Origin of the sequence: Psychromonas aquatilis (assembly GCF_038155185.1) — a bacterium.
Lineage (GTDB): Bacteria > Pseudomonadota > Gammaproteobacteria > Enterobacterales > Psychromonadaceae > Psychromonas > Psychromonas aquatilis.
Genome location: NZ_JBAKAZ010000006.1, coordinates 1 through 15,599 on the forward strand (window position 1 = coordinate 1; position 15,599 = coordinate 15,599).

General features: G+C 37.2%; 13 protein-coding genes. 8 read left to right on the forward strand and 5 right to left on the reverse strand.

The features are described 5' to 3' along the window. Positions 1–136 precede the first annotated feature (136 nt). The 4 genes from gyrB to dnaA all read right to left on the reverse strand — a co-directional run bounded on the left by gyrB (position 137) and on the right by dnaA (position 6,234). Positions 137–2,566, reverse strand: a complete 2,430-nt coding sequence (gyrB, locus tag V6256_RS02420; RefSeq protein ID WP_341596413.1) for a DNA topoisomerase (ATP-hydrolyzing) subunit B — start codon at positions 2,564–2,566, stop codon at positions 137–139. Between the two features lie 7 nt (positions 2,567–2,573). Further along, entirely contained in the window at positions 2,574–3,656 is a 1,083-nt protein-coding gene (gene recF / locus V6256_RS02425; RefSeq protein ID WP_341596414.1) for a DNA replication/repair protein RecF, read from the reverse strand. 86 nt (positions 3,657–3,742) lie between these two features. Then, complete coding sequence (dnaN, locus tag V6256_RS02430; RefSeq protein ID WP_341596415.1) at positions 3,743–4,846, reverse strand: DNA polymerase III subunit beta; 1,104 nt, start codon at positions 4,844–4,846, stop codon at positions 3,743–3,745. A gap of 14 nt (positions 4,847–4,860) precedes the next feature. Further along, positions 4,861–6,234, reverse strand: a complete 1,374-nt coding sequence (gene dnaA / locus V6256_RS02435) for a chromosomal replication initiator protein DnaA (RefSeq protein ID WP_341596417.1) — start codon at positions 6,232–6,234, stop codon at positions 4,861–4,863. A gap of 515 nt (positions 6,235–6,749) precedes the next feature. Here dnaA and rpmH point away from each other — a divergent pair. The 6 genes from rpmH to V6256_RS02465 all read left to right on the forward strand — a co-directional run bounded on the left by rpmH (position 6,750) and on the right by V6256_RS02465 (position 11,763). Continuing rightward, the gene (gene rpmH, locus V6256_RS02440) at positions 6,750–6,884 is read left to right on the forward strand and encodes a 50S ribosomal protein L34 (RefSeq protein ID WP_084605455.1); all 135 of its coding nucleotides are present in this window, start codon (positions 6,750–6,752) and stop codon (positions 6,882–6,884) included. Positions 6,885–6,894: 10 nt separating this feature from the next. Then, positions 6,895–7,251 (forward strand): ribonuclease P protein component, encoded by a 357-nt coding sequence (rnpA, locus tag V6256_RS02445; RefSeq protein ID WP_341596419.1) that lies wholly within the window; start codon positions 6,895–6,897, stop codon positions 7,249–7,251. Then, positions 7,218–7,481, forward strand: a complete 264-nt coding sequence (gene yidD / locus V6256_RS02450) for a membrane protein insertion efficiency factor YidD (protein ID WP_341596420.1) — start codon at positions 7,218–7,220, stop codon at positions 7,479–7,481. Before rnpA ends, yidD begins: the two co-directional genes overlap by 34 nt. A 14-nt stretch (positions 7,482–7,495) precedes the next feature. Beyond that, positions 7,496–9,160 carry a membrane protein insertase YidC gene (gene yidC, locus V6256_RS02455; RefSeq protein WP_341596422.1) on the forward strand — a complete coding sequence of 555 codons (1,665 nt, stop codon included), beginning with the start codon at positions 7,496–7,498 and terminating at the stop codon, positions 9,158–9,160. Positions 9,161–9,236: 76 nt separating this feature from the next. Next, positions 9,237–10,604, forward strand: a complete 1,368-nt coding sequence (gene mnmE, locus V6256_RS02460; protein ID WP_341596423.1) for a tRNA uridine-5-carboxymethylaminomethyl(34) synthesis GTPase MnmE — start codon at positions 9,237–9,239, stop codon at positions 10,602–10,604. 232 nt (positions 10,605–10,836) lie between these two features. Next, positions 10,837–11,763: a porin gene (locus V6256_RS02465; RefSeq protein ID WP_341596424.1), complete on the forward strand. Its 927-nt coding sequence runs from the start codon at positions 10,837–10,839 to the stop codon at positions 11,761–11,763. A gap of 848 nt (positions 11,764–12,611) precedes the next feature. Here the strand turns inward: V6256_RS02465 and V6256_RS02470 are convergent. Beyond that, positions 12,612–13,526 carry a TIGR01777 family oxidoreductase gene (locus V6256_RS02470; protein WP_341596425.1) on the reverse strand — a complete coding sequence of 305 codons (915 nt, stop codon included), beginning with the start codon at positions 13,524–13,526 and terminating at the stop codon, positions 12,612–12,614. 167 nt (positions 13,527–13,693) lie between these two features. On the opposite strand from V6256_RS02470, the gene V6256_RS02475 reads away from it, so the two are divergent. Both V6256_RS02475 and V6256_RS02480 read left to right on the forward strand, forming a co-directional pair. Next, a complete protein-coding gene (locus tag V6256_RS02475; RefSeq protein ID WP_341596427.1) occupies positions 13,694–14,257 on the forward strand; it encodes an anthranilate synthase component II in 564 nt (187 codons plus the stop codon). An 80-nt stretch (positions 14,258–14,337) separates the two neighbouring features. Beyond that, a complete protein-coding gene (locus tag V6256_RS02480; protein ID WP_341596429.1) occupies positions 14,338–15,561 on the forward strand; it encodes an aspartate aminotransferase family protein in 1,224 nt (407 codons plus the stop codon). The last annotated feature ends 38 nt before the right edge of the window (positions 15,562–15,599 follow it).

Here is a 15,599-nt window from a genome sequence, read left to right on the forward strand (position 1 = left end):
TCGCTGTGCTATCGAGATTGGACAAATTTGGAAACTTAATTAACGGAATTGGTATTATTAGTATTATTAACATTGAAGTAAAAAAAATCCAGCAAGTAAGCTGGATTTTTTATAAGACTAAATAATTAGTTCAGACTTAGATATCAATGTTATCAACACGAAGTGCATTTTTCTCGATAAAGGCTCGACGAGGTTCAACATTATCACCCATTAAAGTAGTAAATAATTGGTCTGCACCAACAGCATCTTCAACGGTAACTTGTAGCATGTTACGTGTATTTGGATCCATTGTTGTTTCCCATAATTGGCTTGGATTCATCTCGCCCAAACCTTTATAACGTTGTATATATAAACCACGTTTAGATTCATGCATTAACCAATTTACTGCATCGATAAAGTTATCAACTGATTTAGTGCGTTCACCACGTTGAATGTAAGCACCTTCTTCTAATAAGTTGTGGATCTCAATACCTAATGCAACAAGAGATTTATATTCACTAGAACCGAAGAATTCTTCATCTAAAGTGTAGTGTGTATCAACACCATGTTTACGAACAATAAAGACAATATTGTTAGTTAATTCATTTTCAGATTTAACAACTTTCGCTTTATAAATCGTACCTTCAAGGTCTTCACGATTTAATACATCGATAATATTATTGACCCAGTCAGTTGTTACTTGTGAATTAACGAGCTCTTCAGCTGTTAATGGCACTTGATAAATCAGTTTATCTAATACAACGTTAGGGTAACGCTTACTTAATCGTGTAATGGTTTCTTGAGCCGTACGGTAGCGTTCAATCATACCTTCTAATGCAAGACCTGTAATACTTGGTGCTTCTTTATTTACATGTAATGCTGCACCTTCCATTGCTAAGCTTGTTAGGTAGCTTTGTAATGCAGGATCATCTTTGATGTAAGTTTCTTGTTTACCTTTCTTAACTTTATATAGAGGTGGTTGTGCAATGTAGATATAACCATTTTCTATTAGCTCAGGCATTTGACGGTAGAAGAAAGTCAGTAGCAAAGTACGAATGTGAGAACCATCGACATCGGCATCGGTCATGATAATGATGCGATGATAACGTGTTTTTTCTGGGTTATATTCATCGCGTCCGATACCACAACCTAATGCTGTAATCAGTGTCGCAACTTCTTGAGAAGATAGCATCTTATCAAAACGTGCTTTTTCAACGTTTAGGATTTTACCTTTCAAAGGTAATATTGCTTGGTTTTTGCGAGATCGGCCTTGTTTCGCACTTCCGCCAGCCGAGTCCCCTTCCACTATGTATAGTTCAGAAAGCGCAGGATCTTTTTCTTGGCAATCTGCTAACTTACCTGGCAAGCCAGCTAAATCTAATGCACCTTTACGACGGGTCATATCACGTGCTTTACGAGCAGCTTCACGTGCGCGAGCTGCATCAACAATTTTACCAACAATGATTTTTGCTTCATTTGGGTTTTCTAATAAGAAATCCTGTAGACGTTCATTCATTGCACTTTCAACAATTGGACGAACTTCCGATGAAACTAAGCGGTCTTTTGTTTGTGAAGAGAATTTTGGATCAGGTACCTTAACTGAAATAACAGCCGTTAAGCCTTCTCGTGAATCGCCACCTTCAGTAGTTGTTTTATTTTTATTGTTTTTAACTTTTGCTAACTCTTTTTCAATATAAGAATTTAGAGTACGCGTTAATGCCCCACGGAAACCGGTTAAGTGAGAACCACCGTCACGTTGTGGGATATTATTAGTAAAACAGTAAATGTTTTCTTGGAAACCATCATTCCATTGCATTGCAACTTCAACTGCAGTGCCATCTTCATGTTCAGTATTAAAGTGGAATACTTTGTTATGAACAGGCGTTTTGTTTTGGTTTAAGAACTCAACAAATGCTTGAATACCACCTGCATAATGAAAGTGATCTGACTTATCTTCTTCACGGTTATCAATTAACTTGATTGATACCCCTGAATTTAGGAATGATAATTCGCGTAAACGTTTCGCTAAGATATCATATTGAAATTTTGTTTTTGAGAAGGTTGTTGGGCTTGGCCAGAAACGAATCTCAGTACCCGTTTGGTCAGTATCGCCGATAACAGCGACAGGTGCATCTGGTTCACCGCGTGTATATGACTGTTGATGTATATGTCCACTTCGTTTGATAGTAAGGCGTAATTTATCAGATAAGGCATTTACTACTGAAACACCAACACCATGTAAACCACCAGATACTTTATATGAGTTATCATCAAATTTACCACCGGCATGTAATACCGTCATGATAACTTCTGCTGCAGAGACGCCTTCTTCTTCATGGATATCGACTGGAATACCACGGCCATCATCTCTTACAGAAACACTTCCGTCAGTATGGATAGTACAGATAATATCGCTACAGTGACCTGCTAAAGCTTCATCGATGGAGTTATCTAAAACTTCGAATACCATGTGATGTAAACCAGTGCCGTCATCGGTATCGCCGATATACATGCCTGGGCGTTTGCGAACTGCATCTAAGCCTTTTAGTACTTTAATACTTGACGAATCATAACTATTCTCAGCCATAAAACTTTCACCTTTCTACTGTAAATTTTCCCTGTTTCACGTGAAACAAAGAGCGTTCTTGCGTAAATAAATCATCGATGTTATTCATCGATATAGCACTGATAAAGACTTGTGCTTTAGAATCTATTATATGTTTTGCTAATATTGCTTGTTTGCTTTTATCTAATTCAGAACTAAAGTCATCGATTAAAAACACGCACTGTTTATTATCAATGGTATTCAAAAATAAACCTTGTGCTAGACGTAAAGCATAAACAAGTAGTTTTAATTGACCTCTTGAGAGCACATCATCAACAGGTAATTTATTAATTTTTAATTTTAAATCTGCTTTTTGAGGGCCGATACTTGTATAGCCTAATTGCTTGTCTCGTTGGAAGTTATCAAATAAATATTGTGCTAAAGGTTTATTCTTTTCATCCCAACCACAGAAGAAATTACTTTCGATAGTAAACTCAGGTAAAAATTCGGCCATGGTTTGTATTATCAAAGGCTGCAATTCTGCAAAGTATTTGGCTCTCTGGGAGCTTATCTGCTCACTTAAGGCACAAAGTTCATTATCCCATACTTCAAGCTCTTTGTAAGCGTTACATTGCTTTAATGCTGCATTCCTTTGCTTTAAAAGCCGCTTTATTCTAGCCCAGTTGTGATAAAAGTGAGGATCGTGATAAAAAACGCCCCAGTCTAGATATGCACGGCGATTTTTAGGGCTACCAGATAGTAAAGTATAGCTTTCCGGTGTGATTAATTGCATGGGTACATATTGTGTAAGAGAAGCTAGCTTCTTAACTAATTGACCATCAATTTTAAGAATCGTTTCACCATTACGTGATTTTTGTAAGCCAATCGGGAACGCACGTTCTTGAAAATTTATTTCACTGTAAAGTGTAAAATGAGGCTGTTCATGTTGAATAACACGGTTGGTTAAATGAGTGCGAAAAGAGCGCCCTAAACCAAGTAAATAAATGGCTTCTAATAATGACGATTTACCGCTGCCATTATCGCCAATTATCAAGTTAACTTTGGGGTGAAAAGTAAGCGAGGTTGATTCAATATTACGAAACTGATTAATGCTCAATTTTTGAAAAGACATTAATCAGTTCCTAATGGTAATAAAGTAAATGCTGTAGATATAAATATACCACCTTTAAAAAGCATTGTTGCTAATAACAGAGTGAGTTATAAACGCATTGGCATCAATACATAAAGTGAATCGTCATCGTCAATCGATTCTATTAATGCACTGTGATCAGATGAACTAAAGGTTATTTTAACTTGTTCACTTTTCAATGTGTTTAGAACGTCTAGTACGTAACTCACGTTAAAACCGATCTCTAACTCAGCAGATTGGTAATCTACATCGATGTACTCTTCAGCTTCTTCCCTTTCAGGGTTGTTTGCTGTGATTTTTAATAAATTTTCAGATAAGGCTAAACGTACACCACGGAATTTTTCATTAGATAAAATAGCCGCTCGACTGAATGCTTGCTTTAGTGTTTCTCTACCAGAAATTAATTCTTTATCGCCATTACGTGGAATAACGCGACGGTAGTCAGGAAAACGACCATCAACTAATTTAGTGGTAAATACAAAACCATCGATCACTGCTCGTAGGTTATTTTTACCTAGTTGAATTGTTACATTTTCTTGATCTTTATCTAACAGCTTCACTAATTCTAATACCCCTTTACGAGGTACAATAACCGATTGCTCTTCAATCGTTTGTTGTATGTTAATGGCACAAGAAGCCAAACGATGGCCATCGGTAGAAACACTACGTAATGTATTACCAGAAACTTCAAAGAACATACCATTTAGGTAGTACCGAACATCTTGGCTAGCCATTGCAAACTGGGTAAATTCAATCAGTTTTTTAAATTCAGTTTGCGGTACTGTTAGTTCAATTAAACTCTGCCATGATTCAATGTTGGGAAAATCAATAGAAGGCAAGGTTGATAGTAAGTACCTACTACGGCCAGATCGCACTGTAACCCTTTCGTTTTTTACTTCAAAGGTGACTTCACATGGATCAGATAAACCGCGGCAAATATCTAATAACTTTCTAGCTGGAACAGTAATAGCTCCTTCTTCTGAAGCAAGTTCTAATGGTATTTGAGCCATTAATTCCACTTCTAAATCAGTACCAGTTAGGTTTAAAAAGTTATCTTTTACTTCTATAAGTATATTTCCCATGATCGGTAAAGCTGGACGACCACCGGCCACTGAGCCAACAACTAATTGTAATGGGCGTAATAATATTTCACGAGAGATAGTAAATTTCATTCGATAACCTTTTCTTACATCGATAACGTGCGGATAAGAATTTTGTAGTCTTCTTGTATATCGTTATTTTCACGACGTAATTCTTCTACTTTTCGACAAGCATGTAATACAGTTGTATGGTCACGACCACCAAATGCTTCACCAATTTCAGGTAAACTATGCTGTGTTAATTCTTTAGCGAGTGCCATTGCGATTTGACGTGGACGAGCAACTGTTCGAGTACGTCGTTTTGAAGACATATCAGAAATCTTAATGCGGTAATGTTCCGCAACCACTTTCTGAATATTATCAACGGTTGTTTGTTTGGTATGAACAGCTAACATATCACGCAGTGCATCTTGAACAAGAGAGATAGTAATATCCTGTCCTGTAAACTGTGCTTTTGCTGAAATGTTGGCAATTGCACCTTCTAGTACACGTACGTCAGTAATGGTTAAACGTTTTGCAATAAAGAAAGCAACATCATCAGGCAGTTGTAAACCGCGCTCTTCCGCTTTCGTTATTAATATCGCAACACGCGTTTCAAGCTCTGGTGGATCAATTGGAATTGATAATCCCCAACCAAAACGAGTACGTAGTCGTTCATCTATTCCTTCAATCTCTTTTGGAAAACGGTCACTGGTTAAGATGACTTGTTGATGCGCATCTAACATTGAGTTAAATGTTTGGAATAAGACTTCTTGAGAACGGTCTTTACCGGCGAAGAAGTGGATGTCATCTATTAATAGTGCATCTAAAGAAGCGTAATACTCTTTAAATTGCTCAATTGTATTATTACGGATTGAGTTGATCATATCTTGAACGAAGCGTTCTGAACGAATATAGACGACTTTACTATCAGGGTTTTCTGAAACGATAGCATTACCTACAGCATGTAATAAATGTGTTTTACCTAAACCTGGGTGTGCGTATAAGAATAACGGGTTATAAACATCTCCCGGATTTTCAGCTATTTGTTGCGTTGTTGCGATAGCAAAGTTATTAGACTTACCTTCAACAAAGTTATCAAAAGTGTATTTTTTTATTAAATTACTTTTATGAGCAACACTGATTGATTTAGATTCACCTTCCCAAGGTTGGTTAGTATTCGCAGTTGGTACTGCTTTTACGGTAGGTTTATTTTCCGTTGCGTTAGCAGTCCCTACTAATAAACGGATTTTAATTGTTTGGTTTTCATCTATGGCATGCACTAAAGTTTGTAATCTAGTTTCAATAGTATCCATGTACTTTTCACGTACCCACTCACTTGTATACTTATTAGGTGAGTATAAAGATAGCGTATTATTATCGTATTCTGCCTGAAGAGGACGTAACCAAGTGCTAAAGTCTCCTGCTGATAGCTCGTCTTTTAATTGTGCTAAACATTCTTGCCAAATAGCGAGGGACATTGTTGGACTCCAGTATATTCATTAGGGCGGATAATTCTACCGATAAGATCGTTTATATGCCATAAGATCAGGCAACAAAAATAAAAAAAAGATCCTTGTGTTTTTTCTCATTCAATGGTTAAAGCATCCACAACCCTCTGATTAGGTAGCGTATAGCTTAGTAAGCTTTATCCACAGCAATAAAAAATACTTATACTTAAAGGTTAAATGATAAGATCGCGGAAGATCCTTGCTATATAGCTGTGCTCCTATATAATCTTGCCACCCTAACTTTTGAGTTTGGCTCGTAGTGACAATTTATTTCTTTAGGATATTTATTCTAAGGAATGTGAATTTAATCTGCCAGAAAGAAGCATCTCTGATTGACTTTTAGTCAATCTATCAATAGAATTCGCTCTCTTTAAATCGGCTGATGCTTTTAATGATCGTTGTTTTAATACTTTTCGAAGTACTTAATCATCAATTTTTAAAAAAACTAGCTACTGTACAGTACTTAACAATAAGTGGAAAAGAGCATGAAACGTACTTTTCAACCAAGCAACACAAAGCGTAAGCGTTCACACGGTTTTAGAACTCGTATGGCGACTAAAAACGGTCGTGCCGTATTAGCTCGTCGTCGTGCTAAAGGCCGCGCTAGCTTAAGCGCATAATTTACCAGACGTGGTGAATTATTCGTTTTCTCGGGAGTTACGTCTGTTAACTCCCGAAGATTTTCAACCCGTATTTAAAAATGCTATTCCAGCAGTATCTCCACACCTAACTCTTCTTGCTAGAAAAAATACCCTTGATCACCCCCGTATTGGTATGGCTATCCCTAAAAAGCATATAAAATTGGCTGTAGGGCGTAATCGTATACGACGCATTGTAAGAGATAATTTTCGTCTTCAACAACATGAGCTTCCAAACATCGACATTGTTGTTGTTGCAAAAGCTGGTATTGCAGATTTATCAAATCAAGAGCTTCAAAAAGTATTGGATAAGCTATGGCGAAAGTTAGTGCAGCGATGCAATGGATAGCAATTATATTGATTCGTGGTTATCAGCTAGTTATTAGTCCTGTAATTGGAGCTCGTTGCCGATTTTCGCCAACTTGTTCTCATTATGCGATAGCAGCAATTAAGAGTCATGGTATAGTAAGAGGATGTTGGCTAACAGCTTGTCGTCTTGTAAAATGCCAGCCTTTTCATGAAGGTGGATATGATCCTGTACCGCCTTGCTGCGAAACTAAACATAAACATAAACCTTAGAGATAAAATACGTTATGGACTCACAACGCAATTTACTTTTCATCGCCCTATTGTTTGTTAGCTTTATGCTATATCAAGCATGGAATGAAGATCAAAACCCTCAGCCGGTTGCTAAAGTGCAAACGACTGAACAAAGTACAACATCTGCAGTACCATCAACTAATAACCATAGTTCTGATGTACCTTCTGCAACTGGTGGTAGTGCTGAAAAAACGCAATTACCGACTGATCAATCAACAAGTGATGTTGTTGTATTAGAAAATGATCAACTACGCTTAGAAATTACGCTAGTTGGTGGTGATGTTATTGTGGCTGACTTGATTGCCCATGACAATGAACTAGATTCTGGAATTCCATTCCGTTTACTAGAAAATGCTGATGGTTTTACTTATATCGCACAAAGTGGTCTGATTGGTAAACAAGGCCCGGATTCAAGTCCAGATGGCCGTCCTGCTTACCGAGTTGAAAAAACAGAAAACATTATTGAAGATGGACAAGATTCTGTCTCTGTTGCACTACATTATGTTGATAAACAAGGTAACAAATTTACTAAAACATTCACGTTAAATCGTGGTGAGTTTAATGTAAATGTTGATTATAAAATTGAAAATAACAGCAATAGCGATATGAATATTCAATTATATGGTCAATTAAAAGAGTCTATACAAGAACATTCTACAAACCTAATGATGCCAGTTTACCGTGGTGGTGCATTCTCTACGGATGACGTTAAGTACAGTAAATATAAATTTGACGACATGCTGGAAGCAAACTTAGCGAAACAAACTCAAGGTGGTTGGGTAGCTATGTTACAACATTACTTTGTTTCTGCTTGGGTACCGCTTGCGACAGACCAAAACGAACTATTTAGTAAAGTTTATCAAGGTAAAGATGCAGCTATTGGTTTTAAATCACCAATCAAAACAATTTCAGCAAACAGCACTGAAGAGTATGGAATCAACCTTTGGATTGGTCCTAAACTACAAGATGAAATGTCACAAGTTGGTGAAAACCTAGACTTAACCGTTGATTACGGCTGGTTATGGTGGCTTGCACAACCATTATTTAAATTACTACTTTTCTTCCAAGGAATTGTTGGTAACTGGGGCGTAGCAATCATCTTAATTACCTTTACTGTTAAAGGTGTTTTATTCCCACTGACTAAAGCGCAATACACGTCAATGGCTAAAATGCGTTTGCTACAACCTAAGATTAAAGAGCTACGTGACCGTTACGGTGACGATCGTCAAAAAGTATCAAAAGCGATGATGGAGCTGTATAAGAAAGAGAAAGTAAACCCACTAGGCGGTTGTTTCCCAATCTTATTACAAATGCCAATATTCATTGCATTATACTGGTCATTAATGGAAGCTGTTGAGTTACGTCACGCACCATTTATGTTCTGGATACAAGATTTATCGGTACAAGACCCATACTACATTTTGCCTATCTTAATGGGTGTAAGTATGTTCTTTATCCAAAAAATGTCTCCTGCAACGGTTCAAGACCCAATGCAACAGAAGATCATGAAGTTTATGCCATTAGTATTTACTTTCTTCTTCTTGTGGTTCCCAGCAGGACTAGTACTTTACTGGTTAATGAGTAACATCGTTACACTTGTTCAACAAACGATAATTTACCGTCAGTTTGAAAAACAAGGTTTAGGCCATAAGAAATAATGCTAGTATTTAGTAATTGATAAAAGGCGACTATAATAGTCGCCTTTTTTATTAGGTTTACTTTTAGGAACAGATAATGATAAAAGCTACTGATACGATTGTTGCTCAAGCAACTGCACCTGGTCGTGGAGGTGTGGGTATTGTGCGTGTTTCTGGCCCTGACGCTGAAGCCGTTGCTGAAATTATTTTAGGCAAAAAACCTAAAGTACGTTATGCCGAATACCTCCCTTTTTATGATCAAAACCAGAAAGTGTTAGATCAAGGGATTGCTTTATTATTCAAAGGTCCAAACTCCTTTACTGGAGAAGATGTTTTGGAATTACAGGGGCATGGTGGTCCTGTCGTTATGGATATGCTGATTAAAGCAATTCTGACTATAAAAAACTTACGTAGTGCCAATCCAGGTGAGTTCTCTGAACGTGCTTTTATGAATGATAAGCTCGATTTAGCACAAGCAGAGGCAATTGCTGATTTAATTGAAGCAAGCTCAGAGCAAGCTGCCAAAAGTGCTTTACACTCATTACAAGGTGAGTTTTCTCATAAAATAAATGACCTAGTTGAAAGTTTAATTTATTTGCGTATTTATGTGGAAGCATCGATTGATTTCCCCGAGGAAGAAGTAGACTTCTTAAGCGATGGAAAAATAGCGACAGATTTATATCAAATAATTGATAACCTAAATGCAGTAAAAGCTCAGGCTAAACAAGGTGCTATCCTTCGAGATGGTATGAAAGTAGTGATTGCAGGTCGTCCTAATGCGGGTAAATCTAGCTTATTGAACACCCTAGTTGGGAAAGAAAGTGCAATCGTAACCGATATTGCTGGTACGACGCGTGATGTGATGCGTGAACACATTCATATCGATGGCATGCCTTTGCATATTATCGATACCGCAGGCTTGCGCGAAGGGGCTGATGAAGTTGAGCGTATTGGTATTGAGCGAGCATGGGCGGAAATTGAAAATGCTGATCGTATCTTATTTATGCTAGATGCGACCACCACTGATGCCGAAAACCCTCATGATATCTGGCCTGATTTTATCGATCGTTTACCTAAAAAAGTAGGCTTAACAGTGGTGCGTAATAAAGCAGACCTGACTGGAGAACCCTTACAAACTACACAGCATGAGGATTACCCTGTTTATCGTATTTCTGCAAAAACAGGTTTAGGCGTTGATGGCTTAACCCAGCATTTAAAAGATATTATGGGTTACCAAGGTAATACCGAAGGTGGGTTTATGGCAAGACGACGTCATTTACAAGCTATCGATCAAGCTGAAAAACACCTGCTTGAAGGTAAAGTACAACTTGAAGAATATAAAGCCGGTGAGTTATTAGCTGAAGAGCTGCGTTTAACACAGCAACACCTAAGTGAAATCACAGGTGAGTTTACTTCTGATGATTTACTCGGACGTATCTTCTCGAGTTTTTGTATTGGTAAATAGCCCATTACTGACCATCTCACCTACACTATAAACCGCTTAATGGCGGTTTTTTTATAAGAGTTTCACCTCCTTAATTTCTTACTTGGTTTATAAAATAAACGATACTTTTTTATAAACCAACAGGTTAGTAATAAACCTGTCACATAATGTCCCTAGACTGCTCCTCCGTAAACAGCAAGTGCTGTTAAAGACTATATTCCCAGATATTTTTTAAACTAAACACGGATGAATCATGAAAAAAACATTATTAGCAACTGCAATTTTAGCGGGTTTTATCTCTACAACAGCGCAATCAGCAACAATCTACAATGAAGACGGTACAACGCTTAAAATTGGTGGTCGTGTAGAAGTACGTGCAGACTTCTTAGGTGATGACTTTGAAGAAACTGAGGGATCGATTTCAGATCAGAGCCGTGCGCGTATCAACTTTGGTGGTAAAACACAGCTTACTGATGAGATAACAGGTTTTGGTTTCATGGAGTATGAAATTAAAGATGGTGAAGATGTTAAAAACCGTTACCTATTTGCTGGTTTTGGTACAAAGGTAGGTGATTTTTCTTATGGTCGTCAAGATTCTGCGAATGTACAAATCTCTGATATGACCGATATCGCTTCTTACCACTCAGGTATTCAACAAGTTTTAGATGCATCATCAGATAAACAAAATAATACGTTCTTGTACTCAAATAAGTTTGCTGATGTGGTGACAGTGCAGGCTGATTATATTGCTTCAAATGAAGATGACGAGGATGATTCATTTGGCTTATCAGCACTTTATACATCAGACTTTGGTTTAGATTTAGGTCTTGCTTATTCTGACTCACAAGATGATTCAAACCAAACAACAGTAGCGGCTGCATATACAATGAATGATTTATACGTTGCGGTTTCATATGCAATGGGTGACATCGATGCGGATGATGATTTCACTTCACTAGAAGCTGCTATTCAATATAAGTTTACCAAGCAATTCCGCATGATCGGTATTATTGGTCAACAAGAAGAAGCTGACTCAGATACTCAAGATTTTTATGCTATAGAAGGCCAATATCGATTTAATAAGTCATTTCGTGCCTATGCTTCTTATGCATTTAATAACTTAGATAACGATGTAGAAACTGAAGATTCATTAGTGGCCGGTCTTCGATACAATTTTTAAGGTTTCATTAAACGTTTTTAATGATCTATCCCAGCTTATGCTGGGATTTTTTTATCTGTATTTTTGATTATTCGTTAATATCACCTCTATATTGAATGACTTTTTATTAAAATAAAGAGCTCCTAGCATGCTTTTTAATTTCTAATTTTGAATATTTCCACTTTATTTTGTTTATTACTGTTATTCGCTCAATTATGGTTTGTGAGAGATCGACCATTGCTAACACAGGCAATTGCAGTTTCTACCTATTATTTTCTGCCCTATTACAAAAAAAATAGTTCTGTAAGCCATTGTTAAATATATTGTTGAGTGAAAATTATACATATTTTTTTGTTAAGTAAGCATTTAGCGTGGCGTTTTTAGCACATAAAACATCGTATTATTTATCTCGCAAAGGGGAGATGGACTACAGGATGTAGACATTAACTCAGCGCGTTGTCAGGATGACACTAGGACCTCTCAGGAAGAGAGTTTATAAAACAGGATGTTTTATAATTAAGGATAAGCAGGACACTCTAGGATGGAGTTTTTTAGTAACTACTAGGATTGTAGCTATTAAGCCAGGATGGCAAAGAAGGACACCTCCTACGGAAAGGGAGATGATAGATGAACAAGATGTTTATCTTATAAGGATATTACAAGGATGAACCCAACGGATTGGGAAGTGGACGCCTAGATGGGCATTAGTCAAAAGGATGTATTGCAGGGAGCATTTACTATCACGGATTTTGATAGAGAGACTAAATTAAGGGCAGCTTCGGCTGCCCTTTCCTATTTCTAGGGCTTCTAATTTTGATCCTGTTAATATTTAAATGCCTCATTCAATAACTCAGTACTAAGTCACTAAATCACAGGGTAGACACAGCAAGTTGTTTCTTTAAGCTTTCCTCTAATAATAAACTCTCAAACTTAAATCCTGCTTGTAATAATTTAGTGGGCTCTACATGTGTGCTTGATAATAGTAATTCCTTACCCATTTCTCCGAACATTAGCTTAATTAATGTTGCTGGCATCGGCAGTATGCAAGGGCGACCTAAAAACTGCGATAAAGTATTTGAAAAGGTTTTATTATCAACAGCATTAGGCGATACCAGGTTAATAGGGCCAGATAGTGTGGTGTGCTTAATGATAAATAAAATTGCGTTTATCTGATCATCCAAATCTATCCAACTCATGATTTGTTTTCCTGAGCCTACTCTTCCACCTAAGCCTACTTTAAAGGCAGGTAACATCTTAGCCAGTGCCCCGCCATTTTTGCTCAATACGACACCACTACGGAGGTTGACGACACGGGTTTGTGCTTGTTGCGCTACTTGTTCCCATTTTTCAGCTAAATGACTTACAAAGTCTTGTCCTTTAGGGCTGTCTTCATTAACCACCTTGGTACCTTGGTGACCATAAAAACCGATTGCAGAAGCGCAAATGAAAAGCGCGGGTGGTTTGTTACTTTGGTTGATAAAGTCGACCATAAGCTGAGTTGATTGGATACGACTTTTGGTTATCTTCTCTTTTACTTTTGCAGTCCAACGCGCATTGGAAATGTTTTCACCTGCAAGATGAATAATAATGTCTGGTTCAGGGCAACCGTTTAAGTCTATTTTTTGTTGCTGTATATTCCAATAAGGCGTGTCTTTTTGTTGTTGTCTTTTCAATAAAAAAACCGTATATCCCTTATCTCGCAATAAAGGTACTAGTGCACTGCCTATTAAGCCCGAGCTACCAGAAATAAGTACATTTTTTTTACTTTCAATGACATTATCCATTACCCTTCCCTATTATAAGTCTCAGTGGTGACTGCTATTATTCACTTTAGAAGCATCTTATGCTGGCTTATTTTAGTGTAGATTGCATAATTAACTTTGCTTGGTGTTAGTACTAAATACGTTACTAGTGATAAAGTAGATCAGTGTTTTTTTATGTGGCCTTAATAATGCTATTAATGATTGATAATTATGACTCTTTTACTTATAACTTAGTACAGTACTTTGGAGAGTTACAACAGGAAGTGATTATAAAACGAAATAATCAAATATCCGTACAAGAGATTGCTGATTTAAACCCTGATCATATCGTGATCTCTCCAGGACCCTGTACACCTAATGAAGCTGGTGTATCATTGGCAACCATTGAACGATTTGCCGGAAAAATACCCATTTTAGGCGTTTGTTTAGGTCATCAAAGTATCGCGCAAGTATTCGGTGCTAATGTTATCCGAGCAGATAAAGTCATGCATGGTAAAAACTCATTAATTAAGCATGATAACCGTGGCGTTTTTGAAGGCCTAAACAATCCGTTGAATGTCACGCGATACCATAGCTTGATTGTACAAGAAGAAAGCTTACCGAGCTGTTTTGATATTTCAGCTAATGTGATTGAAAGTGGTGAAATAATGGCGATTCGTCACCAACATATGCCCTTAGAGGGTGTACAGTTTCATCCAGAAAGCATACGATCCGAGCAAGGCTTAACACTACTAAATAATTTTATTAAGTAAGCTATTGGATTGTTAAAATAAGTGCGTATATTAATCATTTTTATAAATTATTTTTCATAATATTAACTAAGGAACCCTTTATGCCACACTCTGAAATCACCCGTTCACTATTTGATCAAGTTATGGTGCCAAACTATGCTCCGTTAGACATGATTCCTGTGCGCGGTGAGGGTTCTCGATTGTGGGATCAAAAGGATAATGAGTATATCGATTTAACAGCTGGTATTGCTGTTAATGCATTAGGCCATGCTCACCCTGAATTAGTTAATGCATTAACTGAGCAAGCACAAAAAGTCTGGCATGTAAGTAATATATACACTAATGAACCAGCATTAGGTTTAGCACAAAAAATAGTTGATAATACCTTTGCTGAAAAGGTCTTTTTTGCTAACTCAGGTGCAGAAGCAAACGAAGCGGCATTAAAATTAGCTCGTCGTGTCGCTTTTGATAAATACGGCGAAGATAAAAGCGAAATTATTGCCTTTTATCAAGGTTTTCATGGGCGAACTTTCTTTACAGTAACAGCTGGTGGGCAATCTTCTTATTCTGATGGGTTTGGTCCAAAACCAGCGAATATAACTCATTTAGAATATAACGACCTAGCAGCATTAGAAAAAGCCATTTCAGATAAAACTTGTGCGGTTATTTTGGAGCCATTACAAGGTGAAGGAGGCGTTTTACCTATTACACCTGAATTTGCTCAAGGTGTGAGAGCATTATGTGATAAACACAATGCGTTAATGATCCTTGATGAAGTACAAACAGGCATGGGAAGAACGGGTGAACTATTTGCTTACATGGCATTAGACATCGTTCCTGATGTAGTAACATCGGCTAAAGCCTTGGGTGCAGGCTTTCCAATTGCAGCGATGCTAACAAAAACTGACCTCGCGGCACATTTTGTTGTTGGTTCACATGGCACTACTTTTGGTGGTAATCCTTTAGCCTGTGCTGTCGCAGGAAAAGCCTTTGATTTAATTAACGATCAAAAATTATTAGATGGCGTGAAACAAAAAGAGCAGTTGATACGTAAACACTTACAATTGATTAATGACGAATTCTCTGTTTTTAAAGAAGTTCGAGGAAAAGGTTTATTATTAGGTGCTGTATTAAATGAGCAATATCAAGACCAAGCTAAAGCGTTCTTCTTAGAATCAGCGCAGCAAGGTCTGTTAGTTTTAGTCGCAGGCGCAAATGTTTTGCGTTTTGCACCTGCTTTAAATATTTCAGATGACTTAATTGAACAAGCAATGTTGAAATTAAAACAAGCGGTAAAAAATGTAGTTAATCAAGATACTGAATAATATTTTTTAATAGCAAAATAGACTGGTAACGCATTTGT